The sequence below is a fragment of the Peribacillus sp. Aquil_B1 genome (genome assembly GCF_022603275.1).
Classification (GTDB): Bacteria; Bacillota; Bacilli; order Bacillales; family DSM-1321; genus Peribacillus.
In genome coordinates, this window is sequence record NZ_JAKXEE010000002.1 from 400,055 (window position 1) to 420,786 (window position 20,732).

At 40.9% G+C, this 20,732-nt stretch carries 18 protein-coding genes and 1 pseudogene; 1 reads left to right on the plus strand and 18 read right to left on the minus strand.

Annotated features, from left to right (window positions below):
- Positions 1-68: 68 nt before the first annotated feature.
- A pseudogene (locus tag MPH60_RS15660) lies at positions 69-996 on the minus strand (transposase); the annotation flags it as partial.
- 264 nt (positions 997-1,260) lie between these two features.
- Entirely contained in the window at positions 1,261-1,428 is a 168-nt protein-coding gene (locus tag MPH60_RS15665; protein ID WP_241590529.1) for a YezD family protein, read from the minus strand.
- Between the two features lie 517 nt (positions 1,429-1,945).
- Between MPH60_RS15665 and MPH60_RS15670 the strand changes: the two genes are divergently transcribed.
- Entirely contained in the window at positions 1,946-3,334 is a 1,389-nt protein-coding gene (locus tag MPH60_RS15670) for an amino acid permease (RefSeq protein ID WP_241590530.1), read from the plus strand.
- A 40-nt stretch (positions 3,335-3,374) separates the two neighbouring features.
- Here MPH60_RS15670 and MPH60_RS15675 read toward each other — a convergent pair whose 3' ends face one another.
- The 16 genes from MPH60_RS15675 to MPH60_RS15750 all read right to left on the minus strand — a co-directional run bounded on the left by MPH60_RS15675 (position 3,375) and on the right by MPH60_RS15750 (position 20,531).
- Entirely contained in the window at positions 3,375-4,349 is a 975-nt protein-coding gene (locus MPH60_RS15675; RefSeq protein WP_241590531.1) for an aldose 1-epimerase, read from the minus strand.
- 177 nt (positions 4,350-4,526) lie between these two features.
- Entirely contained in the window at positions 4,527-4,826 is a 300-nt protein-coding gene (locus tag MPH60_RS15680; RefSeq protein ID WP_241590532.1) for a YxcD family protein, read from the minus strand.
- A complete protein-coding gene (locus tag MPH60_RS15685; RefSeq protein ID WP_241590579.1) occupies positions 4,814-5,248 on the minus strand; it encodes a hypothetical protein in 435 nt (144 codons plus the stop codon). The genes MPH60_RS15680 and MPH60_RS15685 overlap by 13 nt, the downstream gene beginning before the upstream one ends.
- A 196-nt stretch (positions 5,249-5,444) precedes the next feature.
- Positions 5,445-6,839, minus strand: a complete 1,395-nt coding sequence (locus MPH60_RS15690; protein WP_241590533.1) for a C40 family peptidase — start codon at positions 6,837-6,839, stop codon at positions 5,445-5,447.
- Positions 6,840-7,358: 519 nt separating this feature from the next.
- Positions 7,359-8,423: a sulfate/molybdate ABC transporter ATP-binding protein gene (locus MPH60_RS15695; protein ID WP_241590534.1), complete on the minus strand. Its 1,065-nt coding sequence runs from the start codon at positions 8,421-8,423 to the stop codon at positions 7,359-7,361.
- A 10-nt stretch (positions 8,424-8,433) separates the two neighbouring features.
- Positions 8,434-9,273, minus strand: a complete 840-nt coding sequence (gene cysW, locus MPH60_RS15700) for a sulfate ABC transporter permease subunit CysW (RefSeq protein ID WP_241590580.1) — start codon at positions 9,271-9,273, stop codon at positions 8,434-8,436.
- Between the two features lie 55 nt (positions 9,274-9,328).
- Positions 9,329-10,168 carry a sulfate ABC transporter permease subunit CysT gene (gene cysT, locus MPH60_RS15705; protein ID WP_063232096.1) on the minus strand — a complete coding sequence of 280 codons (840 nt, stop codon included), beginning with the start codon at positions 10,166-10,168 and terminating at the stop codon, positions 9,329-9,331.
- Positions 10,169-10,234: 66 nt separating this feature from the next.
- Positions 10,235-11,266, minus strand: a complete 1,032-nt coding sequence (locus tag MPH60_RS15710) for a sulfate ABC transporter substrate-binding protein (protein ID WP_241590535.1) — start codon at positions 11,264-11,266, stop codon at positions 10,235-10,237.
- A 254-nt stretch (positions 11,267-11,520) separates the two neighbouring features.
- Positions 11,521-12,174 (minus strand): nicotinate (nicotinamide) nucleotide adenylyltransferase, encoded by a 654-nt coding sequence (nadD, locus tag MPH60_RS15715; RefSeq protein WP_241590536.1) that lies wholly within the window; start codon positions 12,172-12,174, stop codon positions 11,521-11,523.
- Between the two features lie 77 nt (positions 12,175-12,251).
- Entirely contained in the window at positions 12,252-12,443 is a 192-nt protein-coding gene (locus tag MPH60_RS15720; RefSeq protein ID WP_241590537.1) for a hypothetical protein, read from the minus strand.
- A 21-nt stretch (positions 12,444-12,464) separates the two neighbouring features.
- On the minus strand, positions 12,465-13,310 hold the full coding sequence (gene kynA / locus MPH60_RS15725) for a tryptophan 2,3-dioxygenase (RefSeq protein WP_241590538.1): 846 nt from the start codon (positions 13,308-13,310) through the stop codon (positions 12,465-12,467).
- A gap of 17 nt (positions 13,311-13,327) precedes the next feature.
- Positions 13,328-14,677, minus strand: coding sequence for an amino acid permease (locus MPH60_RS15730; RefSeq protein ID WP_241590539.1), 1,350 nt, complete (start codon positions 14,675-14,677; stop codon positions 13,328-13,330).
- A 70-nt stretch (positions 14,678-14,747) separates the two neighbouring features.
- On the minus strand, positions 14,748-16,262 hold the full coding sequence (locus MPH60_RS15735; protein ID WP_241590540.1) for a carboxylesterase/lipase family protein: 1,515 nt from the start codon (positions 16,260-16,262) through the stop codon (positions 14,748-14,750).
- 221 nt (positions 16,263-16,483) lie between these two features.
- Positions 16,484-16,897 (minus strand): MerR family transcriptional regulator, encoded by a 414-nt coding sequence (locus tag MPH60_RS15740; RefSeq protein WP_241590541.1) that lies wholly within the window; start codon positions 16,895-16,897, stop codon positions 16,484-16,486.
- Positions 16,898-16,982: 85 nt separating this feature from the next.
- Positions 16,983-18,623, minus strand: a complete 1,641-nt coding sequence (locus tag MPH60_RS15745; RefSeq protein ID WP_241590542.1) for a SulP family inorganic anion transporter — start codon at positions 18,621-18,623, stop codon at positions 16,983-16,985.
- Positions 18,624-19,121: 498 nt separating this feature from the next.
- Positions 19,122-20,531 (minus strand): GH1 family beta-glucosidase, encoded by a 1,410-nt coding sequence (locus MPH60_RS15750; RefSeq protein ID WP_241590543.1) that lies wholly within the window; start codon positions 20,529-20,531, stop codon positions 19,122-19,124.
- Between the last annotated feature and the right edge of the window lie 201 nt (positions 20,532-20,732).

Below are 20,732 nucleotides of genomic sequence, written 5' to 3' on the forward strand. Positions count from 1 at the left end.
CAATATAAAAATCCCTTATACCCTAACTTATTCTACCATGTTAAAAGCAGTACAATCTTCTTATACATTCAAATTGAATAAATTTTTGTGTAAAAAAAGAGCCTTCCTATTGAAGGGTAGCCAGTTTGTAGGTTAGGACCTTGCCATGTCCACGTGGCCATCTTCCTTAAATTAATGACAGCGAAAGTAAGCATCGCTTGCATCGACAATTTTTTAAGTCCCCTTAAAGTAATCCAACGCATACCATGCTTTTCTTTTGCATCTACGAATACACGCTCAATCGTTTCTTTGCGTTTCACATATATAGGTATTACATCTTGATGATGACGCAGATGATCTGCTTCTCCCACATATGCTTGCCAGATATGCCGTGTCACTACTTTTTGATGGTCTTTGCTTTCTGTACACCGTGATAAATATGAGCATGTTGCACAAATTTGTTTTGGCGATTTATACTCGCGATAGCCCTCTTTATTTGTTGTTGAGTAGTTTAAAGTTTCTCCAAAGGGCAAAGATAACAATCAAAGAGTCATCTTAAACATATTCATGGTTGCAAAAGAATCCTTCTTTTTTTCGAGGACGTGCATAGGGTAAAGCCGGTGTGATTTCTTTGTTAAATAGGTAGCTTGTAATCGCTGGTGTTTTGTAAGCTGCATCAGCGGCAACTGCTTCTGGTTTTCCACCTTTCTCAATCACTTGCTCAACAAGTGGCCCCGAAATATGACTGTCATGTGTATTACCAGGTGTTACAATCGTTCCCAATACAAAACCGTTGCGGTCTGCGGTCGCGTGGAATGAATAGGCAAACTGTTTTGTTGGTTCATCTTTCACATAGTAGCCTCTCTCAGGATCCGTTGTACTTTCTATAATTGCTCTGGTTTCTTCCTTATCACATTTATCTGGTGAAAAAGGCTTCTTTCCATGGTTTTCACGACCTTGATTGATTTCATCTTGAAGACGTCCTTGATATGCTCGTGTGCGAATAAGCACAAATTTGAAAAGAAAATCGTACGCAAAGAAAAATTTTAAACATAGTTGATTGGAACGGAAGGTACGAGACTCCTGCGGGAAAAGCGCGTCTAGGGGAGACCCCGCAGGCGAAAGCCGAGGAGGCTCCCCGACAGCCCGCGGAAAGCGAGTGCCTAGAGTGGAAATCAACGTCCAAATTGTACAAGCCATAAAAATAGAAAAACTCGATTTTCATCGAGTTTGGTACAGTCTGAGAGCCTTCCTATCGAAAGCTCCCTTAATAACAGATATTCATCTGGCATTAACTGTCCGGCTCTTCGCTAATGGAAATCGTTTCTTCTCGGTTGTATCCACCTGTGTGATTTTACCGTCATGTACGGTTATTAAAACTGATCCATATTGCAGATCTTCCAAGCTTGAAATGATATGCCTGATTTTCAATTCTTCTTTCTTTTCCATAATATCTCTCCCCTTCACTACTGGTAATAAAGCTTCGTTTCATGCCTAATGTTAAAAGTGATCACATGAAAAGCGCAGGTGCTTCCCACTTTCAATGTTTTCTTGAGAACTTGGTTTACCTATCATATCCTCATCACTTTACTATCCTAATAAGAATAACCAGTTAATAGGAACTCCATATTCCCCCCCTCACTATAAATAAAAGGCACCCGCCATCTAATTAGATTAGATGTAAGGGTGCCTTTAGTTGACTAATCGGCAATATTCGGGATGCTTATGTTATAGAAAAATACGATCCAAGCAACAAACCATATTATTCTTACCAATTAACTTGGTATTTACTAATATAATCCATTTTTCTCCTATTGTCAATCATGCGTTTAAATTTTCTGATTAGTCTGCGTTTTACATTTTACTTATTTACCACTTTACCAAACTAAACTATTTGAGATATACTATTTTAGTATAAGTTGTCGGTATAAACACACACTTTGTATTTAAGAAAGGTTCGATATAAATGGTAAATAAAAAATGGGGTTTATTGATTTTGACCACTTTCGTAATTGGAAATATGGTCGGCGGCGGAATTTTCATGCTCCCTGCTCAATTAGCACAGGTATCCAGTCCATTAGGGGCCACATTGGCATGGATTGTTACTGGACTGGGAGTTTTTCTAATAGCCTTGGTGTTTGGTAACCTGGCAATCCGGAAACCGGATTTGAAGGCTGGACCGCAAAGTTATGCTCAATCATTATTTAAGTCTCCTGCTAAAGGAAGGGTTTCAGGGTATAGCATGGCTTGGGGCTATTGGGCTGCGAATTGGGCTGCGACAGCTTCTGTCATCATCTCATTTGCTGGTTACCTATCAACGTTTTTCCCGGTGATGCATAGTACGAAAGTGATTTATACAGCGGGTTCGTTTCAACTTGAACTAGGTAAAGCATTAACGTTTGCGGTATGTTCCATTGCCCTTTGGGGGATTCAGGCAATCTTGGTAAGAAGTTTTAACAGTGCCGGGAAAATGAATCTTTTTGCTACAGTTACCAAAGTGCTTGGATTCTTATTCTTCATCATTATCACGATATTCATCTTCGATACTTCCAATCTAGGAAACGGAGCTGAATTTTATGATAAGGCTGGTTCAGCCATCTCTTTAGGTGATCAAGTGAATGCTGCTGCGATTTCAACATTATGGGCCTTCATCGGTATTGAAGCTGCCGTCATGCTTTCAAACCGTGCCAAGTCACAAAATGATGTAAAGAAAGCGACGATTCTTGGTTTACTTATCGCTGTTGCCATTTATATCGGCATTACTTTATTGACGATGGGTGCCATATCACAAGACGATTTGAAAATATCACAAAAACCGCTTGTTGACGCACTACAAGCAGTTGTTGGTTCAAGCGGCACGTATTTAATGGCTGCACTTGCCGTCATTTCCTTATTGGGATCGACAATCGGATGGATTGTCGTTGCATCTGAGGTTCCATATCAGGCAGCGAAATCGGATCTGTTTCCGGCCTATTTTGCGAAAGCGAACAAAAATGGCACACCCGTCCGTTCTATGACAATAACAAATATCATGACACAAATATTCTTATTCTCCACTATTTCGGGTACGATTTTGGAGGCTTATAAATTTTCGATGATCGTCGCTACACTCGCTTACTTGATCCCGTATCTTGCATCCGTTCTGTATCAATTGAAACTGGTCATGACTGGGGAAACCTATGACATCATGAAAGGTTCAAGGGTACGTGATGGAATCATCACCATCCTGGCGTTAATCTACTCGATCTGGGTCATCAAGACAGGTACAGCCGATATGAATACATTCATACTTGGCATTGCCTTATATGTATTCGGAATCGTCCTATACCCACTCTGGATGAGAAAAAAGGCATAACCTTAAACACCTTGGCATCAATAAGTGCCAAGGTGTTTTTTTATATATCCTTTATTGACAATAAAGTTCTCAGCTGAACCGTTTCACCTGATCCTAACTCCCTCAATCCAGTCAATTTTGCTGACAAATCCAAATTAGGAGCATTCGTTACCCATGTATATGGTTCAGGACAGACGTACCCCTCCTGGTTGAATAATACCCAAAACTTAAACTGTTGATCAGCATGATAGATGACCTGTATGCCAGCCTTTTGGTCAGTGAGAATGCACTCGTTTTCGAGGGCTCTTTCCTCATCATAGCCAAATAGGTCATCAAACAGCCGGCCCTCCAAGCTAAAGCCGTTTTGGATTTCAAGTGTATCGGCCGTTTCATGAATTGCACCAGTGGGCAATGACCTTTCATTCAACTCCCAATGTTTATTGATGGGAAGAGATATTCTGCAATGCTCCAATCTCCCCCCTGTTCCAAATGGAAAATTGAATACAGTATGATAACCAGCCCCCCACGGAAAGGGTTCAATGCCCTTGTTGGTGATTTCCAATTTTATATCCAATGTTTCAGCCCTTAAAGATAAAGACATATTCACAGTGATATCTTGTGGAAAGCTATCTTTTAGATCAAATTCACTGCTTGAAAATTCAGTATTAATGATGATTTCTTTCCCGCTCACTTCCCTTTTGCAGACTTGCCAAGGCTTGTCATGTAAAAAACCATGTATATGATTGAATTTTTCCCTTTCATTTACCGGAAACCTATACTCAGTGCCCTTATATGTAAATTGACCATCTTCAATTCGATTAGGAGGAAACAGGATAGGCATTCCGTATAAAATGGGAGCCTTTTTATACTCTTCCAGACTAACAGGAGTTCGCAGCACCTCAATATCCTTTTGCTTGTACTTAAACGAAAGCAGATTGCTTCCTAAAGACGGCGCAAGTATCGCTTCCACTTTTTCATTGCCGAATTTTAGGGCCTTTTCATTTAAAAAAGTGATATCTTCTATGTAACCTGTCACTTATTCTCCTCCTTTGACTTGAACATATATTAATCCTACTTCCACCGACCATTTTTTGCAACAAATGGAAAATATAATTCATTATCTTATATTTATGTTGGCAATCTAGCATTCGTACCGATCGACTTATACCTTATTAAATAAAAAAAAGGATGCCGTTACGGCACCCTTTTTTACTTATCTATTACTTTCACTTACTAAAGCCACTATGCCTTCTTCATCATCCAAAACAAGTTCAATGCCCGAGTATGGATCTTTATTCATGTATTCATCCAGCCATAAACGCAGCGCTTCTATCAAGTTGATGGTAATTAACACTTGTTTCCGGCCTTCCACAAACGCTTCCGCCGAAAAGCCATAATCATCATCATACATTAACTCCACTTCTACCTCATTGGGTTGTACCTGCTTTTTACGGGAAATGTAAACACAAACCGCATTGATGATATCTTGTTCGGAAATCTTTAGCCTCTCCATGGATTTGCATCCTCTTTCTTCTTCTTATCTTTGAAATATGTGAATATTTTACGGATTACAACGATTAATACCACAACCGCCAACACGTTGATTAATAGACCAAGTATAGAACCAAGCATTCCCATATTGGCGAATAGGCTGCCAAAAAGTAAACCTGCCAGTCCACCTAACATAAGTCCTTTCATTAAACCGCCTTTTGCAAATGTGTTTCCAGTCTTAGCTTTATTGGCAGTAGTAGCATCGGATTTCTTCGTTTCTTTATTTTGGAAATTCGAATTATTATTGTTGTTGCTGTTAAAGCTTCTTTTACCGGACTTGTAGCCCCTCGCATCGACAGACTCCGCATGATCCTGGAATACATAAGTGCCGACAGGCGAGAATGCTAGTGTAATTGTAAGTAATGCAGCCATAAGTTTTTTCATCATGTTTTTATTCCTCCGTTTAATAGTATGAAATGTTGTTTCTTATATGTTTTCCCAGATTTACTGAAAGTCCACATCACCTATCCTTGTTTTATCTTATAGTATTTACGTTGAAATTCAAAATAAGTTTCATTTTTTTTGATTTTTTTCAAAAAAAATAAGCAGGAGGATTTTCCCCCTGCTTATTTTTGAACGATTAGTTTACACGAACGACACGGCCGTTGAATTTACCTGCCCAATATCCGCTAGACATATTGGCGATTGCAACACCTGTTGAACTTTGGGAACCGATAAATTTGCCGCCACCGACATAAATACCAACATGCCCATCAGTTTTATACGTATTGAAAAATACTAAATCTCCAGGTTGTTTTTGACTGCTAGATACTTGACGTCCTGCACTTTTCAATGCATCCGTACTGGCTGGAAGGTTCACACCTGCTTGTTTATAAGCCCATGCAACGAATCCTGAGCAATCGAATAAACCGTTAGCGATATCGGATGCCGTTCTTCCGCCACCAAATTTATATGTGGAGTTACCGATATATTTATAACCTGCTGTAATGGCAGATCCAGTATTCGCACTGCTTGGCTTGCTTGATGCTTCAGTTTTGTTTGCTGCAGGTTTGGCAGCAGAACTGTTTTTAGCTGAATTTGAAGATGATTCAACTTTAGAAGAAGCTTTTGCCGAAGCTTCGCCTTTGGACGAGCTTGATGATTTTTCGTTAGAAGAACTTGATGATTCTTCGTTAGAAGAGCTTGATGATTCTTCACTGGAAGAATTTGAAGAATTCACTTCTTCAGCAGCGCGGTCAAGATCAGCTTTCTCTGCTGCTTTACGTTCTTCCTCTTTTTTGATATTTTCACGGATGGATGCTATTTGTGCTTCTAAACCGGCATCTTTATTCTCTAAAGATTGTTTTAGCGCTTCTGTTTCCGATTCTTTCTTTTCAATCTTAGCCTTCATGTCGACAGTTTCAGCCTTTTGATCTTTAATTTGAGATTGCATGCCTTTAAGCTCTACTTCCATATCCTTAAGGCTTTGCAATTTTTTCTCAACGGTCGCTTGCTTTTTCTCTAAGTCAGCTTTATCCGCTTCCTGCTCGCTAAGAATCTGTTGGTCTGCTTCAACGATAGTGGCTACCGCTCCAACACGATTAACGAATTCACCAAAGCTTTTAGAACCTAACACAACTTCTAGGTACTCAACGTCCCCGCCGCTCTCTTGGAATGAAAGCGCGCGCTCTTTCAAGACTTCCTCGCGTTTTGCGATTCTTTCTTCCAACGCTTTAATTTCTTTCTTTAAAGATTCTATATCTTTTTCGGTGTCTTTAATTTCTTGTTTAGTATCTTTGATTTTTTGATCGTTTTCTTTCATGGCCGATTCGATCTGGGCAATTTGGGCATTCATTTTCGATTGTTCTTTTTTCAATTGCTGAATAACTTGTTCCGCCTCTGAAATATCTGATTGTATTCCCGTACGTTGCGATTGAATGTCCGTGATAGATTCAGCTTTTACAGACGGTATGGCAAAAGCGCTTCCTAATCCAAGCATAATTGTCGTGTTCAATACGATAAGTTTTTTCTTCAAACTCATTTCCCCTGCTTTCCTCCCCTTGCATTTCCATCGACCCACTTCTTTTTCTCTATGAAAAATACTTAGTCAAAACAAATTGCTGGGAACTCTTCTCTATTTTTTTTACTCATTATGTAATCTTCTATGGTTGAGATAATATTAAATACATTTCTTAAATTCTACTATGTTTTCATCTAAGTCGTAGTATATCATCACATTTTGTCAAATGCGTAATAACAATATTACAATTATATTTCAATTTTAACATTAAACATAAAAATTCGACTTTTTCACGTGATAAAACATCCAATATCTTACATAACTAACCTCTTAATTAGACGCAAGACTTTCTATCTAGTGTTTGGAACCAAGGGACCATAGACTATTGGCAGGCAAAACTAACTACTTGCGAATGCTTGGAAGCCCTTTTGTAACAGATTACAGCTCCTTTACCTTTCGTATTGGTAGGTCCGCTGGCATACCCATAAAAAAAACCGCTCATCAGCGGTTTTTTCGTCAATATTCGACCCATCCTTAAATTCCAGCCATAAAGTCGACAAAAACTTTCAATTCTTTTGGTCGGACGAATACCTTTTCCCCTTTGCTTATTCCCAGTTTCAAATATTGTTCTTTCATCAGTTCGATTTCAAGCGGTTCGTTTGTATCCTGACGAATGACTTCTATCCGGACAATCGGGCCAATTGTATGGATGTGGTCAATAATGGATGCGATCGAATCCTTTTCTGTTGGTTCTCTTTCTATGATAAAGTTATGAGCCCTTACATAACCAGTTCCCGCTCCATCTTCACTGCCCGGTGCATTCATTTCCACATTCCCGGTTACCAATTTCCCTTGGTGAACGTTGCCCTTGAAAAGATTGACACTGCCAAGAAAATCATAAACGAATGGATTTTCCGGGTGATCATATACTTCTTCCGGAGTTCCAATCTGTTCAATTTTCCCTTCATTCATGATAACGACCCGATCAGCAACATCCATCGCCTCTTCCTGATCATGCGTCACGAATACACTTGTAACATTGAATTCATCGTGAAGTCTTCTAAGCCAACGCCGAAGTTCTTTGCGAACCTTGGCATCCAATGCCCCGAATGGTTCATCAAGCAAAAGGATATTCGGTTCAACGGCAAGTGCCCTTGCCAATGCGACACGCTGGCGCTGGCCGCCTGATAATTGCGATGGATAACGATCTTTATATCCTTCCAGCTTGACGAGTTGAAGCAATTCGGTAACCTTTTGTGCAATAACTTCTTTTCTGGGCCTTATTTTTCTAGGGCGTACCTTTAATCCATAGGCAATATTATCAAAAATCGTCATATTGCGAAAAAGGGCATAATGCTGAAAGACGAAACCCACATTTCGATCTTTTACATGTTTATGCGTGTAATTCTCTTCATTAAAAAGGATCTTTCCGTTCTCAGCCTGTTCAAGACCCGCGATGATACGCAGTAATGACGTTTTTCCTGATCCTGAAGGGCCAAGCAGGGCTACAAGTTCACCGCTCTTTATTTCCAAATCGATGTTCCGGAGTGCTTGATAGGACCCGTAATATTTTGTAACATTTTCAATGATGATACTCATTTCATTCCTCCTATCTCGCTTTGGTTGATTTAAAGTCAGTTTTCCACTCTATGAAGCTTTTAATGATCAAGGTTATGATTGCAAAGATGGACATCAGGGATGCAACGGCAAAAGCGGCCGAAAATTGATATTCATTGTATAAGATTTCAATATGAAGCGGCATCGTATTTGTCATGCCCCGTATATGGCCCGATACGACCGATACAGCTCCAAACTCCCCGATTATCCTTGCATTGCAAAGGATGACTCCATATAGAAGTCCCCATTTTATATTGGGGAGCGTCACATACCAGAATGTCTTAAACCCTCCCGCACCGAGCGTGAGTGAGGCCTCTTCTTCAGACGTCCCCTGGCTTTGCATGAGCGGGATCAATTCGCGCGCAATGAATGGAAAGGTGATGAAAATGGAGGCGATGACAATCCCTGGTATTGAAAAGATCACTTTAATGTCCAGAGATTGGAGCAGCGGACCAAGTGTTCCATGCAAGCCGAACAAAAGGACAAAAATCAACCCGGCAATGACGGGTGAAACGGAAAAAGGCAAATCTATTAATGTTATTAAAAAGTTTTTTCCCTTGAAATCGTATTTTGTTATGGTCCATGCGGCAACCACTCCAAATATGGCATTGAGTGGCAAGGTGATAAGGACAACGATCAATGTTAACTTAATCGCAGCAACGGCATCAGGATGCACAATGGCCGCAAAATATGCTTCGGCACCTTTTTCAAAGGCTTTTACAAAGATCGCGATTAATGGGACAACTAAAAACAAAGTGAGAAATAGCAATACAATGGAAATAAGGATCCACTGAATGGATCTAGGCTCTTTAGTTGCGTTTCTCGTAATCATGACTGGGTGATTCGCATGTGCAACAACGGAATTATCATGTTCCATCATATCCCTCCTACTTCCCTGAATATCTTTTGCCGGTCCACCATTGTAAGATATTGATGGTGAATAAGATTATAAATGTAATAATGAGCATGACAGCTGCAACTGCTGTAGCACCTTCATAATCATACTGTTCAAGCTTTGTCATGATGATCAGAGGGGAAATCTCCGTTTTAAACGGCATATTTCCGGCAATGAAGACAACTGATCCATACTCTCCAAGTGCCCGCGCAAAAGAAAGTGCAAAACCCGTCAATATCGCTGGAATCAATTCCGGGAAGATAATTTTAATGAATGTCTGCATTCGATTCGCCCCTAAAGAGGCAGATGCTTCTTCCATCCCTTTTTCGATATTTTCAAGCACCGGTTGAACCATCCGCACCACGAATGGCAGACCGATAAATATAAGGGCGATGATGATCCCTGCGGGAGTGAAAGCGACTTTAAAGCTGAAAAATTGCCCGATCCATCCGTTCGGTGAATACAAGGTGGTCAACGTAATTCCTGCCACGGCAGTCGGGAGGGCAAAAGGCAAATCAACCAGTCCATCGATGATCCGTTTGCCGGGAAACTCATAACGAGTAAGCACCCAGGCAATTAACACACCAAAAACTGCGTTCACAAAGGCCGCAGTTAACGCTGTCATGAAACTCAATTTATAAGAAGCGAGAACCCTTGGTTCAGTTATGGTCGCCCAAAAATCCTGGAACCCCATTGAAAATGTGTTTAGAAAAACCATCGATAACGGGATCAAAACGATGATGGAGAGATACAGCAGCGTAAACCCCATCGTCAATCCAAAACCGGGTATGGTCCTCTTTTTCGTCTGTTTACCTTCAGTCACTATATTCATCGCTTCGCCTCAACCCTTTTCTGATTTATGAAGGAGAAGATGGTAAAGCCATCTTCTCCTTCATGCTTATTGCTGTTGATAAATCTCGTCAAATGTGCCACCATCATTAAAATGCGTTTCCTGGGCTTTTTTCCAGCCGCCAAACGTATCATCAACAGTCACCATATCGATATTGGCAAATTGGTCTTCATATTCAGCAAGAACCTTCTCATCCCTTGGACGATAGAAGTTTTTCGCGGCAATTTCCTGACCGGCATCCGTATAGAGGTATTCCAGGTAGGCTTCAGCCACTTCCTTTGTTCCTTTTTTCTCGACCACTTCATCGACAACAGCTACCGGTGGCTCTGCTAATATACTGATTGAAGGATTGACGATTTCAAATTTGTCATCTCCGAATTCTTCCAGTGTTAAATAGGCTTCATTCTCCCAAGCGATTAGCACGTCACCAATTCCCCTTTCCACAAAAGTGGTCGTTGCACCGCGGGCCCCTGAATCCAGGACTTCAACATTCTGATAAAGTTTTTTCATGAAATCCTTCACTTTTGTTTCGTCATTAACGAAATTTTTCTCCGCATAAGCCCAAGCAGCCAAGTAGTTCCACCTGGCCCCTCCGCTTGTCTTTGGATTTGGGGTAATGACGGATACATCCTTTTTAATCAGATCATCCCAATCTTTAATGCCTTTAGGGTTATCTTTTTTCACCAAAAACACAATGGTCGATGTGTATGGCGTCGAGTTCTCCGGTAAACGTTTTTGCCAATCCTTCGCTAACAAATTACTAGCTTCATAAATGGCATCAATATCATAAGCCAATGCCAATGTAACGACATCAGCCTCCAATCCATCAATAACTGCCCTGCCCTGTTTACCAGATCCGCCATGTGATTGCTGAATCGTTACATCTTGACCGGATTCTTCTTTCCAGTGCTTCACGAACGCTTCATTGAATTCCTGGTACAATTCCCTTGTCGGATCATATGACACATTCAAAAGCTCGACTGACTTTGATGTCCCGCCGCCTTCCGTTTTTTCCGAGTTGCATCCCGCAAGTACACCGAATGCTAAAATCAAACTTATCAATAACATTACCTTTTTCATGAGCTTCCCCCTTTTTTTACAACAAAAAAAGCATGCTATTTCCCTTTCGATTATTCAGGAGATAGTATGCCTTCAGTTCTCTGATCAGCAAGTATTTTCTTGTATATCATTACCATAAAGCAAAGTTAACCCAGTTGTCAACTAGGTTTTTTGTGTCCTTTTATTTAAATTCATTCACGTTTTGCAAGGTTAAAAATTCCACCAAACGAAAAGGGCTCGATCCAACGGGGAGATCGAGCCCTTTTTAATACCTATTATGAATTTGATGCTTTTTGATACAGCTTATTGTCCACGATATATTGATAACACTGATCAGGCAGTAAATATCTTGGTTCCCCGCCCATCGCGAACTCATCCCTTATATATGTAGAACTGATTTCCATGGAAAGACCTTTATCAATAAGGTGAAATGTATTGCCATCATCATAATTCCTTAGCAATGGACTTTTGGATATGATTTTCAGCATATCGATCCCATCCCGTGCCATGACGATGAATTTATGATTTGCAATCAGTTTTTCCCTGAATTTCCATCGTAAGTGTACCGGCAACTCCTGATTATCAATATCTTCAAGTAAATCTGCACCCATTATGAAGTAAACTTCGTCCTTTGGAAATCGTGATTTAAAATATTCCATCGTATACCAAGTATATTGTTTACTCGTTCCGGCACGTTCATTAATTTCATAATCACTGACTTCGAATAACGGGTTGCCCCCTATTGCCAGCTTGAGCATTTCCCAACGGTGTTCATTGCTTGTTTTCATCTGTTTATCGATACGGCCATTTGAGCAAGGTAAAAAAATCACCTTGTCAAGCTTAGCACGGTGAGCAATGGTGGATGCTGTCCATAAATGCACATTCGTGACCGGATCGAAAGAAGATCCATAAACTCCAATTTTGCCCATCCTTATATCCCCCTTATCAGCCTTTCTTTTTAACCACGGCCCTGACCGGCCGGCTTCTAATGCAAGCGTCAATGCAGTCAAGACTCCAGGACCAGCCCTTCGTGGGTATGAATCCCACAGCCTGACAGTTTATTGCGGGCAGGCAATTCTTTGCTGCCGAGACAGTCCCCTTTATTGGGATGGATTCTACAGATATGAATGTTGCTATCCCCTAGCCAATATGGCGTATTTTCATTAAGGCGTTGGGAAATATCTAACCATTGGTTCATGATATTCCCCCCATTCAAAGCTTACAGTTTGGTCCTTAATGTCCAAAGCTCAGGAAAAAATGGCTGTTCAACCACTTTCTTCAGATAACTTACACCGGATGATCCGCCCGTTCCCTTTTTATTACCGATGATCCGTTCTACAGTGCTCATATGATTGAATCTCCAGAATTGTTGTTGACTTCCAATATCAACGAGTTTTTCGGCCAGCTCATACAAATCCCAGTAGTTATGCACATCACGGTAAACGGTCAGCCATGCTTGTTCAACACTTGCATTTTCCTGATAAATTAAAGACCAATCCCGCTTCAGGACCGATTGATCAATGGGAAGCCCTCTTGCAGCCAAAGCCCCTATAGCCGCATCATAAATACTTGGTTTATTCAAGGCTGCCATCATCGACTCATAAAGTTCGGGCTGATGACGGAAAACGGCCAATATTTGCGAATTCTTTTGACCCATCGCAAATTCTATCAACCTGTTTTGAAATGATTGAAACCCTGAAGAGTTTCCTAATTTCTCCCGGAATTCCATATAATCGGATGGAGTCAAGGTCGAAAGCACATTCCAAGATTGAACTAGTTGCTGTTGAATCCTGGCCACTCTGGATAGCATCTTAAAGGAAGGCTCCAAATGTCCAGCCTCTATATGATCAGTTGCCGCAGTCAATTCATGGATGATCAATTTCATCCACAATTCACTTGTTTGGTGAATGATGATGAACAGCATTTCATCGTGATGGCCGGAAAGTCGATGCTGACTTGATAAAATTTGATTTAAATGCAGATAGTCCGCATAGGACATATCTTTTTCAAAATCAGTTACCATACTTTCTTCCAAGCGATGTTCATCTCTTGGGCCCTTATCCATACTATCCCTCTTTCCCTTTACTTTCTTTTGAATTTCGACATCAATAAATAAACGATGCAAAGAAAGATCAGCCAAGGAACCCCGAACTGGAGCACAATTTTAAATGGGCCAGTGAACCAGGTAGATACCGTCAAAGCAAACAAAAGAAATGCACCAAGAATCGTTAAATATGGAAATCCATACATTTTAACCGGTAATTTGCGGCCCCCTGATTTCTCCCATCTCTTCCTGAAATATAAATGGGAAATGAACACCATAAACCAGGTTAAAATGGCTCCGAACATCGATATCCCCATCATGAATGCATAGGAAGTATCCGGAAGCAGGACCTTTACTCCTGCAGCAAGAAATATTCCTAAAGTGGATATGAGAAGGGCCCTTACCGGGACACCTTTCCTGCTCACTTTTTGAAATAGGGCTGGAGCCTGCTTTTGCTCGGATAACGAAAATATCATTCTGGTGGAGGCATATAATTGACTATTCATAGCGGATAAAGCAGCGGTTAAAATAATGAAATTCATGATCCCCGATGCCCCGGGAACATTCAGGATTTCCATTACCTTAACAAATGGGCTTTTATCAATACCGGCAGATTGCCAGGGAACAATCATTAACATGATCCCGATAGTCAGTACATAAAAAGTGGCAAGCCTGAAGACAGTTGCCTTCAAAGCTTTAGGGACGGCTATATCCGGGTCCTTTGCTTCTCCCGCCGTCACCGCAATCAACTCAGTTCCTAAAAAGCTGAAGAGCGAAATGAATATGGCGACCCAAAGCCCCCAAAATCCAAAAGGCATAAAACCTCCATCATTGGCATAGTTCTCTACACCTATCCCGCTTGAAGGTCCGGCACCAATCACTACATAGGCACCCAGTAGAATGAATATGACAATGGCGCTTATCTTGATCATTGAAAATACATACTCAAAATTCCCGAATGTATTGACACTTGTCGCATTTACATAGATTAGCAGTGCAGCAAAAAGAAAAATCCAAACACTTCCAGGTACAGCAGGGAACCAATATTTCATATAAACAGCGATGGCACTCACTTCGACACCGATGGCAAGAACATTCGCTATCCAATATGAATACCTCACAACAAAACCCGCAAATGGACTTATATATTTTTCAGCAATGGTTCCAAAGGATCCCGATGTTGGATAGGCTACAGTCATTTCCGCCAAACAACCCATCAGCAGAAGGACAATGAATGCACCTATTGCATAGCTGATAAGTACACTTGGACCTGCCGTTGAAATCGCAAGGCCGCTGCCTAAAAATAACCCGGTGCCAATTGCACATCCCATGGCTATCATTGTGATTTGATTCGATGATAATTCACGATGCAGTTTATTTTTCTCCATATGTTGCTCCCATTCTAGGCAATGATTCCCCTTTTATTTTCATAGTTCTCATCTTCCAAGCCGCTATTTTTCACTTGTAAATCCCTACCCCTTCCCATGCCAACCTTATCATTCCGTCAGGATCTTTTTCAATATAATCCTTTTTATCAAAAATCATTGTGTAGTGATTTCTTTCATCATATTTCGGCCAGATTTCGCCTTCCGGGGGATTGGGGTTTCCATGTTTCGCAAAGTTGACCCAATGGCCCTGCATTCTATGGGAAACCTTTAGGGCAGCTGACCTTGAACCATATGAAGTAATCCGTTTCCCAAATGCCGAGTCGAAAGTCTGGAAGGCAAAAGGAATTTCCATACCATGTGTCGCCCCTAATTTACTTATGCGCATTGCCGCCGTTTTATAATCAAAACGGTACATCCATGTTTTTTCAAAGCGGCTGTATGCCTCCGCATACCAAACCGAGGGAATATGGAAAGTCGCATCACGGCCAATGCCAAGTGCAGCTTCCTTTTCTGGGTAGTTTATATAAGCATTCGTAATTCGCTCTTTCGCCTCTGGATCAGTATTTTCGAACATTTTCTGAATCATCGTCGCATTAATTGGAATTAATGGGGAATCCATCTGGTCGAATAACGTCGCTTCGTCCCTATTTGTTCCTATAAGCAAGGGTATTCCCTTCGCTATTCCGGATCGAATCGAATCTAGTGGATAATCTGGCAGGAAGTCACCATCTACGACAGGTCCAAATGATAGTGAGCCCGGCATGGCCTGTGAATTTTCCTGCAAGAGTTGGTAGGAGGCAGTGACAATCTCTTGAACAGGAAGTGTCTTTAAGAGGTGGATATCATCCTTTCCAATGCCCAATATTTCAAGAAACCTTTCACTGAATTGGCGCGCAAATCCTTTTCCGTAAACAGATGTCGGAGCGGGACTTTCCGCAATGGCCTGTTTAAAAAGACCTCTTGCTGAAGGAACAGTAAGTAAAGTCGTCACCGCATTGCCACCAGCTGATTCACCAAATATCGTAACATTATCAGGGTCGCCCCCAAACGCTTCTATATTTTCTTTTACCCATTTCAGAGACGCAACCTGATCACGTAAACCTAAATTGGTTTCAAATATTTCCCCATCACCTGCCAACTCGGAAAAATCCAGATATCCCAGTGCCCCCAGCCTATAGTTGATGCTTACTACGACTACATCTCCATTCTTAGCCAGTAAATGTCCATTGTACATCTCAAGGGATCCAGCTCCCGTTATATATGCCCCTCCAGGAATCCACACCATGACCGGGCGTTTTTTATCATCAGCTCTAGGCGACCAAATATTCAGGAACAAGCAATCCTCATCCATTTTTTCATTTCCGGCCATTCCTGTCCTTACCGCCCGATCCATCGGCTGCGGGGGAATCGGACCAAAGTCCACTGCATCCAGGACACCGCTCCACTTATCAACTGGCTCCGGTGAGAGGAAACGCAGGCCCTCAACCGGCGCTTTCGCATACCTGACTCCACGCCAAACGCATATATCGTTTTCCATAGCACCTTGAAGATGCCCTTTTACCGTCGTAACTATCGACCCAATCATTCCCCTTCACCTCTTCATATAGTAGTAGATACTTAAGTTCTTCTTTTTCCATTCACTTATATCCTTCATCTTTATTGAAAAAAGATCTATAGACTCCGTTCAAATAAAGTACCGCTATCGTATATAAAGTCAGGTTATCCTCATGAGTTTGAAGTTTTCATTAAATGACCAGTTAACAAAAAAAGACCCAATCAGGTCTTTTTTTTGTTGAACTTGGTAACTTAGGCGAGCATGGCAAGGATACTCAATAAAGAGCTGCCCCGAACGGAAAGCTGTTGTGCAGCATATGTTAATTGCTGTTCATCGAGCTGTTCCAATAAAGGCTTTAATTCTAGCAATTCATTCTCCAGTCCTTTAAGGTCTGTAGATAGCTTGTCCACCATCAAGAGCACTTGCTCGGAATCAACAGTGGTTTCCGACCAGACTTGTAACCGTTCCTTGATTTCAGTCAAAGGCATATTCTGTTCTTTATACCGATTAATCATTTGAAGACGATTTAAAGCATCTTCTGTGTAATACCGATATCTTGACCCAGTTTTTTCATAGTTCAGCATTCCTAATTGTGTGTAATAGTCAATGGTTCTTCTCGAAACATTCGCAAGTTCAGCAAGCTGGCCAATCCGATATACATTCACCCAGATAGTCACCTTCTTTTAAAAATCTACTGTTAACGATACTATAACATAACTAACCAAAAAGGTGACTTCGAGGATGAAACTATTAGACTACTTTATCCGAATTGCCCTTCAACTGCTTCTTGGCAAAATACAGCGCATCTTCCTTCGATTTAAAAAAGTGCTGTTTATCTATTTTATGATACAACCCAGTGCTGAGTAACAATTCCTTTGGTTGCTGCTGAATTCCGGAAATGATTAATTTCCCCTTATATTTTCCGATGCGATTAACAATCGCCAATAGTGCTGCCTCTGCTGAAGTGTCCATATATGTTACTCGGCGCATGCTTAATACCAACACTTTCGTCTTATTATCCAAGTTCTCCAATATCGATGACTCAAGGACGTCTATCGAACCAAAGAAGAGGGGACCTTCCAAGTTATACACATTGATTTTTGAGTCCGAATTATCAATTGGAACAATCTCGGTAATCTCATGACTTCTTTCCCTGACTTTTAACGTGTGGCTCATTTTTGCAATGAAGGTGATGAAGGCAATCAATAAACCGATTCCCACTCCCATAATTAAATCAGTGAAGACTGTGACGAGGAAGGTGACTAGCAAAACCGCAGAATCCGCCGTCTTCGTTTTCAATACATGAGCAAATTCCTTTCTTTCACTCATATTCCAGGCAACAAACATCAATATGGGCGCCATGCTAGCCAAAGGTATATGCGCTGCATATGGAGAAAGCACCAGCAAAACCAGTAAAACGACAACTCCGTGAATGACTCCGGACATCGGGGAGACTGCCCCGCTTTTTATATTGGTAGCTGTCCTGGCAATGGCACCTGTTGCAGGTATCCCGCCGAAGAATGGGGTCGCGATGTTCGCGATTCCTTGCCCAACCAATTCCTTATTACTATCATGCTTGGTTCCCCCCATGTTATCGGCCACGGTAGCGGATAACAATGACTCGACACCGCCTAACAAGGCAATCGTAAAAGCAACGGGAAGGAGTGTGATGATGACTTCCACTGATAGCTCCGGCACTTGGAATTCCGGAAAACCTTTCGGAATCGCTCCATACGTGGAACCAATCGTAGCCACCTTATCGGGAAATAAAAAGTAAGCTGCAATTGTGGAAATCAGCAGACCCAGAAGCGGTCCTGGCACTCGTGGCAAAAGTCTAGGTGCGAGCAGTATGACGACAAAACATATAATCGCAACAATCACACTATATAGATTGATCGTGTCTGCTTTAATCACCAGTTCCTTCATGTTATCCATGAACGCTTCATGTTTTTCCACTTTCATACCAAAGAAGTTGGCAATTTGTCCTGAAAAGATTATTATCGCAATTCCTGTTGTAAATCCAATGATGACGGGACGGGGAATGAACTTCATCAAATTGCCTAACTTAAGCAGACCCATCAGGACTAACATAATCCCCGCTAAAAACCCGGCAATAAGCAGGCTTTCATACCCATATTGCATAACGATTCCAAATAATAAAGGAACGAACGCCCCGGTTGGCCCTCCAATTTGATACTTGGAGCCACCCAAAATCGAGATGAGGATTCCTGCGATGATGGTCGTATATAACCCGTATATCGGTTCGACGCCTGAAGCAATTGCAAAAGCCAATCCTAAAGGGATGGCTACAACACCTACGACCAATCCTGCCGTTACGTCCTTTTGAAAACCCTTCATATTATATCCTTGAAATCTGGAATCTTTTATCATCTTTTTAAAACTCACATCCTTAGCCGTTTTTTTAGTTTGGATCTACCATCATCAGGAAAAATGGCATTCTTTCATTTTAGAGGGAGTTGCTTGATCGAAATGAATCTAACTATTGTAGGTTTTTTCAACGGGACAAACCATGCGGGGGGACTTTTCAAAGCTAAGAAATAATCGTCATATGTAATCTCCTTATGTTAAGTTATTTGACATGGACTCGACCACGCTTCAACATTATACAGTAAAACGTAAAACTGTACATTGTTAGTAACGTTAACATTTGTTTACAATTTCTTTCATATTTTTACATTTACATTACAATCCGGGACCATACTTCCAGTCTAGTTAATTTGAGGCCGGAGATTCAGACTACGAATCAGGAGGTTTGAACTTTGGACTAATTCCCCATATCAGAAAACTTGATTAATGCCCAATAGAAAAAGCATGTTTTGAGAAAGATCGCTCAAAACATGCTCTATAAAAACTCAAGGCTCTTTCAGTTTACAGCTCTTCTCCTCTCGTCTCGATTATATGCTTATACCAATGAAACGACAGCTTCTTTTTCCGGTTTAATTGATCATGATGATCTACGTAAATAAATCCGTATTGCTTCTTATACCCGTTTAACCAACTTAATAGATCAATGACAGACCATGCGTAATATCCTTTTAAATGGATGCCTTCTTTGATTGCCCGCTTAATCACTTTTAAGTGCTCCTCAATATATTTAATACGGGGAACATCCACTATTTCACCACCGATAATCGGATCCTCATCACCAAGTCCGTTTTCTGTAACATACATTTTAATATCACCATAACGCTCTTTTAACATATGCAGCCCATCTAAAAATCCTTGAGGTGAGATTTCCCAGCCCCATTTTGTATATGTTTTATCTTCCATTTTTACGGTCCGATAAAAGCCATCAAAAGAAGGGTTTCCGGGAGCTAGAGTAGATGTTTCTCTTGAATGCTCCATGTTTGAAATCGCTCCCTGGTTTTTTTCCACGCGAATGGGCTGGTAATAATTGAGTCCAATAAAATCATTTTTCCCTGCATTTCTTTTTAGCGTATCCAGTTCTTCTTCAGTCCAACTTGGTGTCCAGCCTTTTTCCTTTAATTGCTCAACCACATAAGCTGGATATTCACCTTTTAAAATGGGGTCATAATACCAAAAAGTTTCATATTCATTGGCATGCCGAGCAGCTAATACATTCTCATGTTTGTCATCGATACTATAAGCAGGCAGGAATACATGGGTAATCCCAATTTCACCGTAATGATTCAGTCCCTTGTATACCTCTACCGCTTTGGCATGTGCATAAAAAACGTAATGTGTCGCTTGGAAGTATTTATTTTCATCGTTTTGGATTCCAGGCGGGTGCGCTCCTTTTAGATACCCCAAACCGCAAAACATAACCGTTTCATTAAACGTGATCCAATGTTTGACGCGATCTCCGAATGCGCGAAAACAAATCTCCGCATACTTGACGAATGCTTCAGCTGTTCGCTTATTCGTCCATCCCCCATCCTGCTCAAGCGTTAAAGGCAAATCCCAATGATACAGCGTAACAAATGGAACAATCCCATATTTTAAGCATTCATTTATAACATTATTATAAAATTCCAAACCTTTTTCATTGATTTCCCCGTCCCCGGTTGGCAAAATACGTGCCCATGAAATGGAAAACCGATATGATTCAAGTCCCATCTCTGCCATTAATTTAATATCTTCTTTGTAACGATGATAATGGTCTATCGCTACATCCCCGTTTGTACCTTCATATGTTTTCCCCGGTATCTTTGAGAAGACATCCCAATTCGTTATACCTTTACCATCTTCATCCCATGCTCCTTCTATTTGAAAAGAAGCGGAAGCTGCTCCGAATAAAAAATCGTGTGGAAACTTCAATTATAACCCTCCATTTCATACCCTCTTATAAAATTTATAATAATATATTTTATTCATTGGCACAAATATTAATTTTATTCAAGTAAAACATAAGCCTTATGATATTATCTACTATCAGGGAATGATTAAATCCAGATTCAAGAACATATACAAAAACCCGTCCACCTAAGGAGGACGGGTTACCATCTATTCAAGATGTTA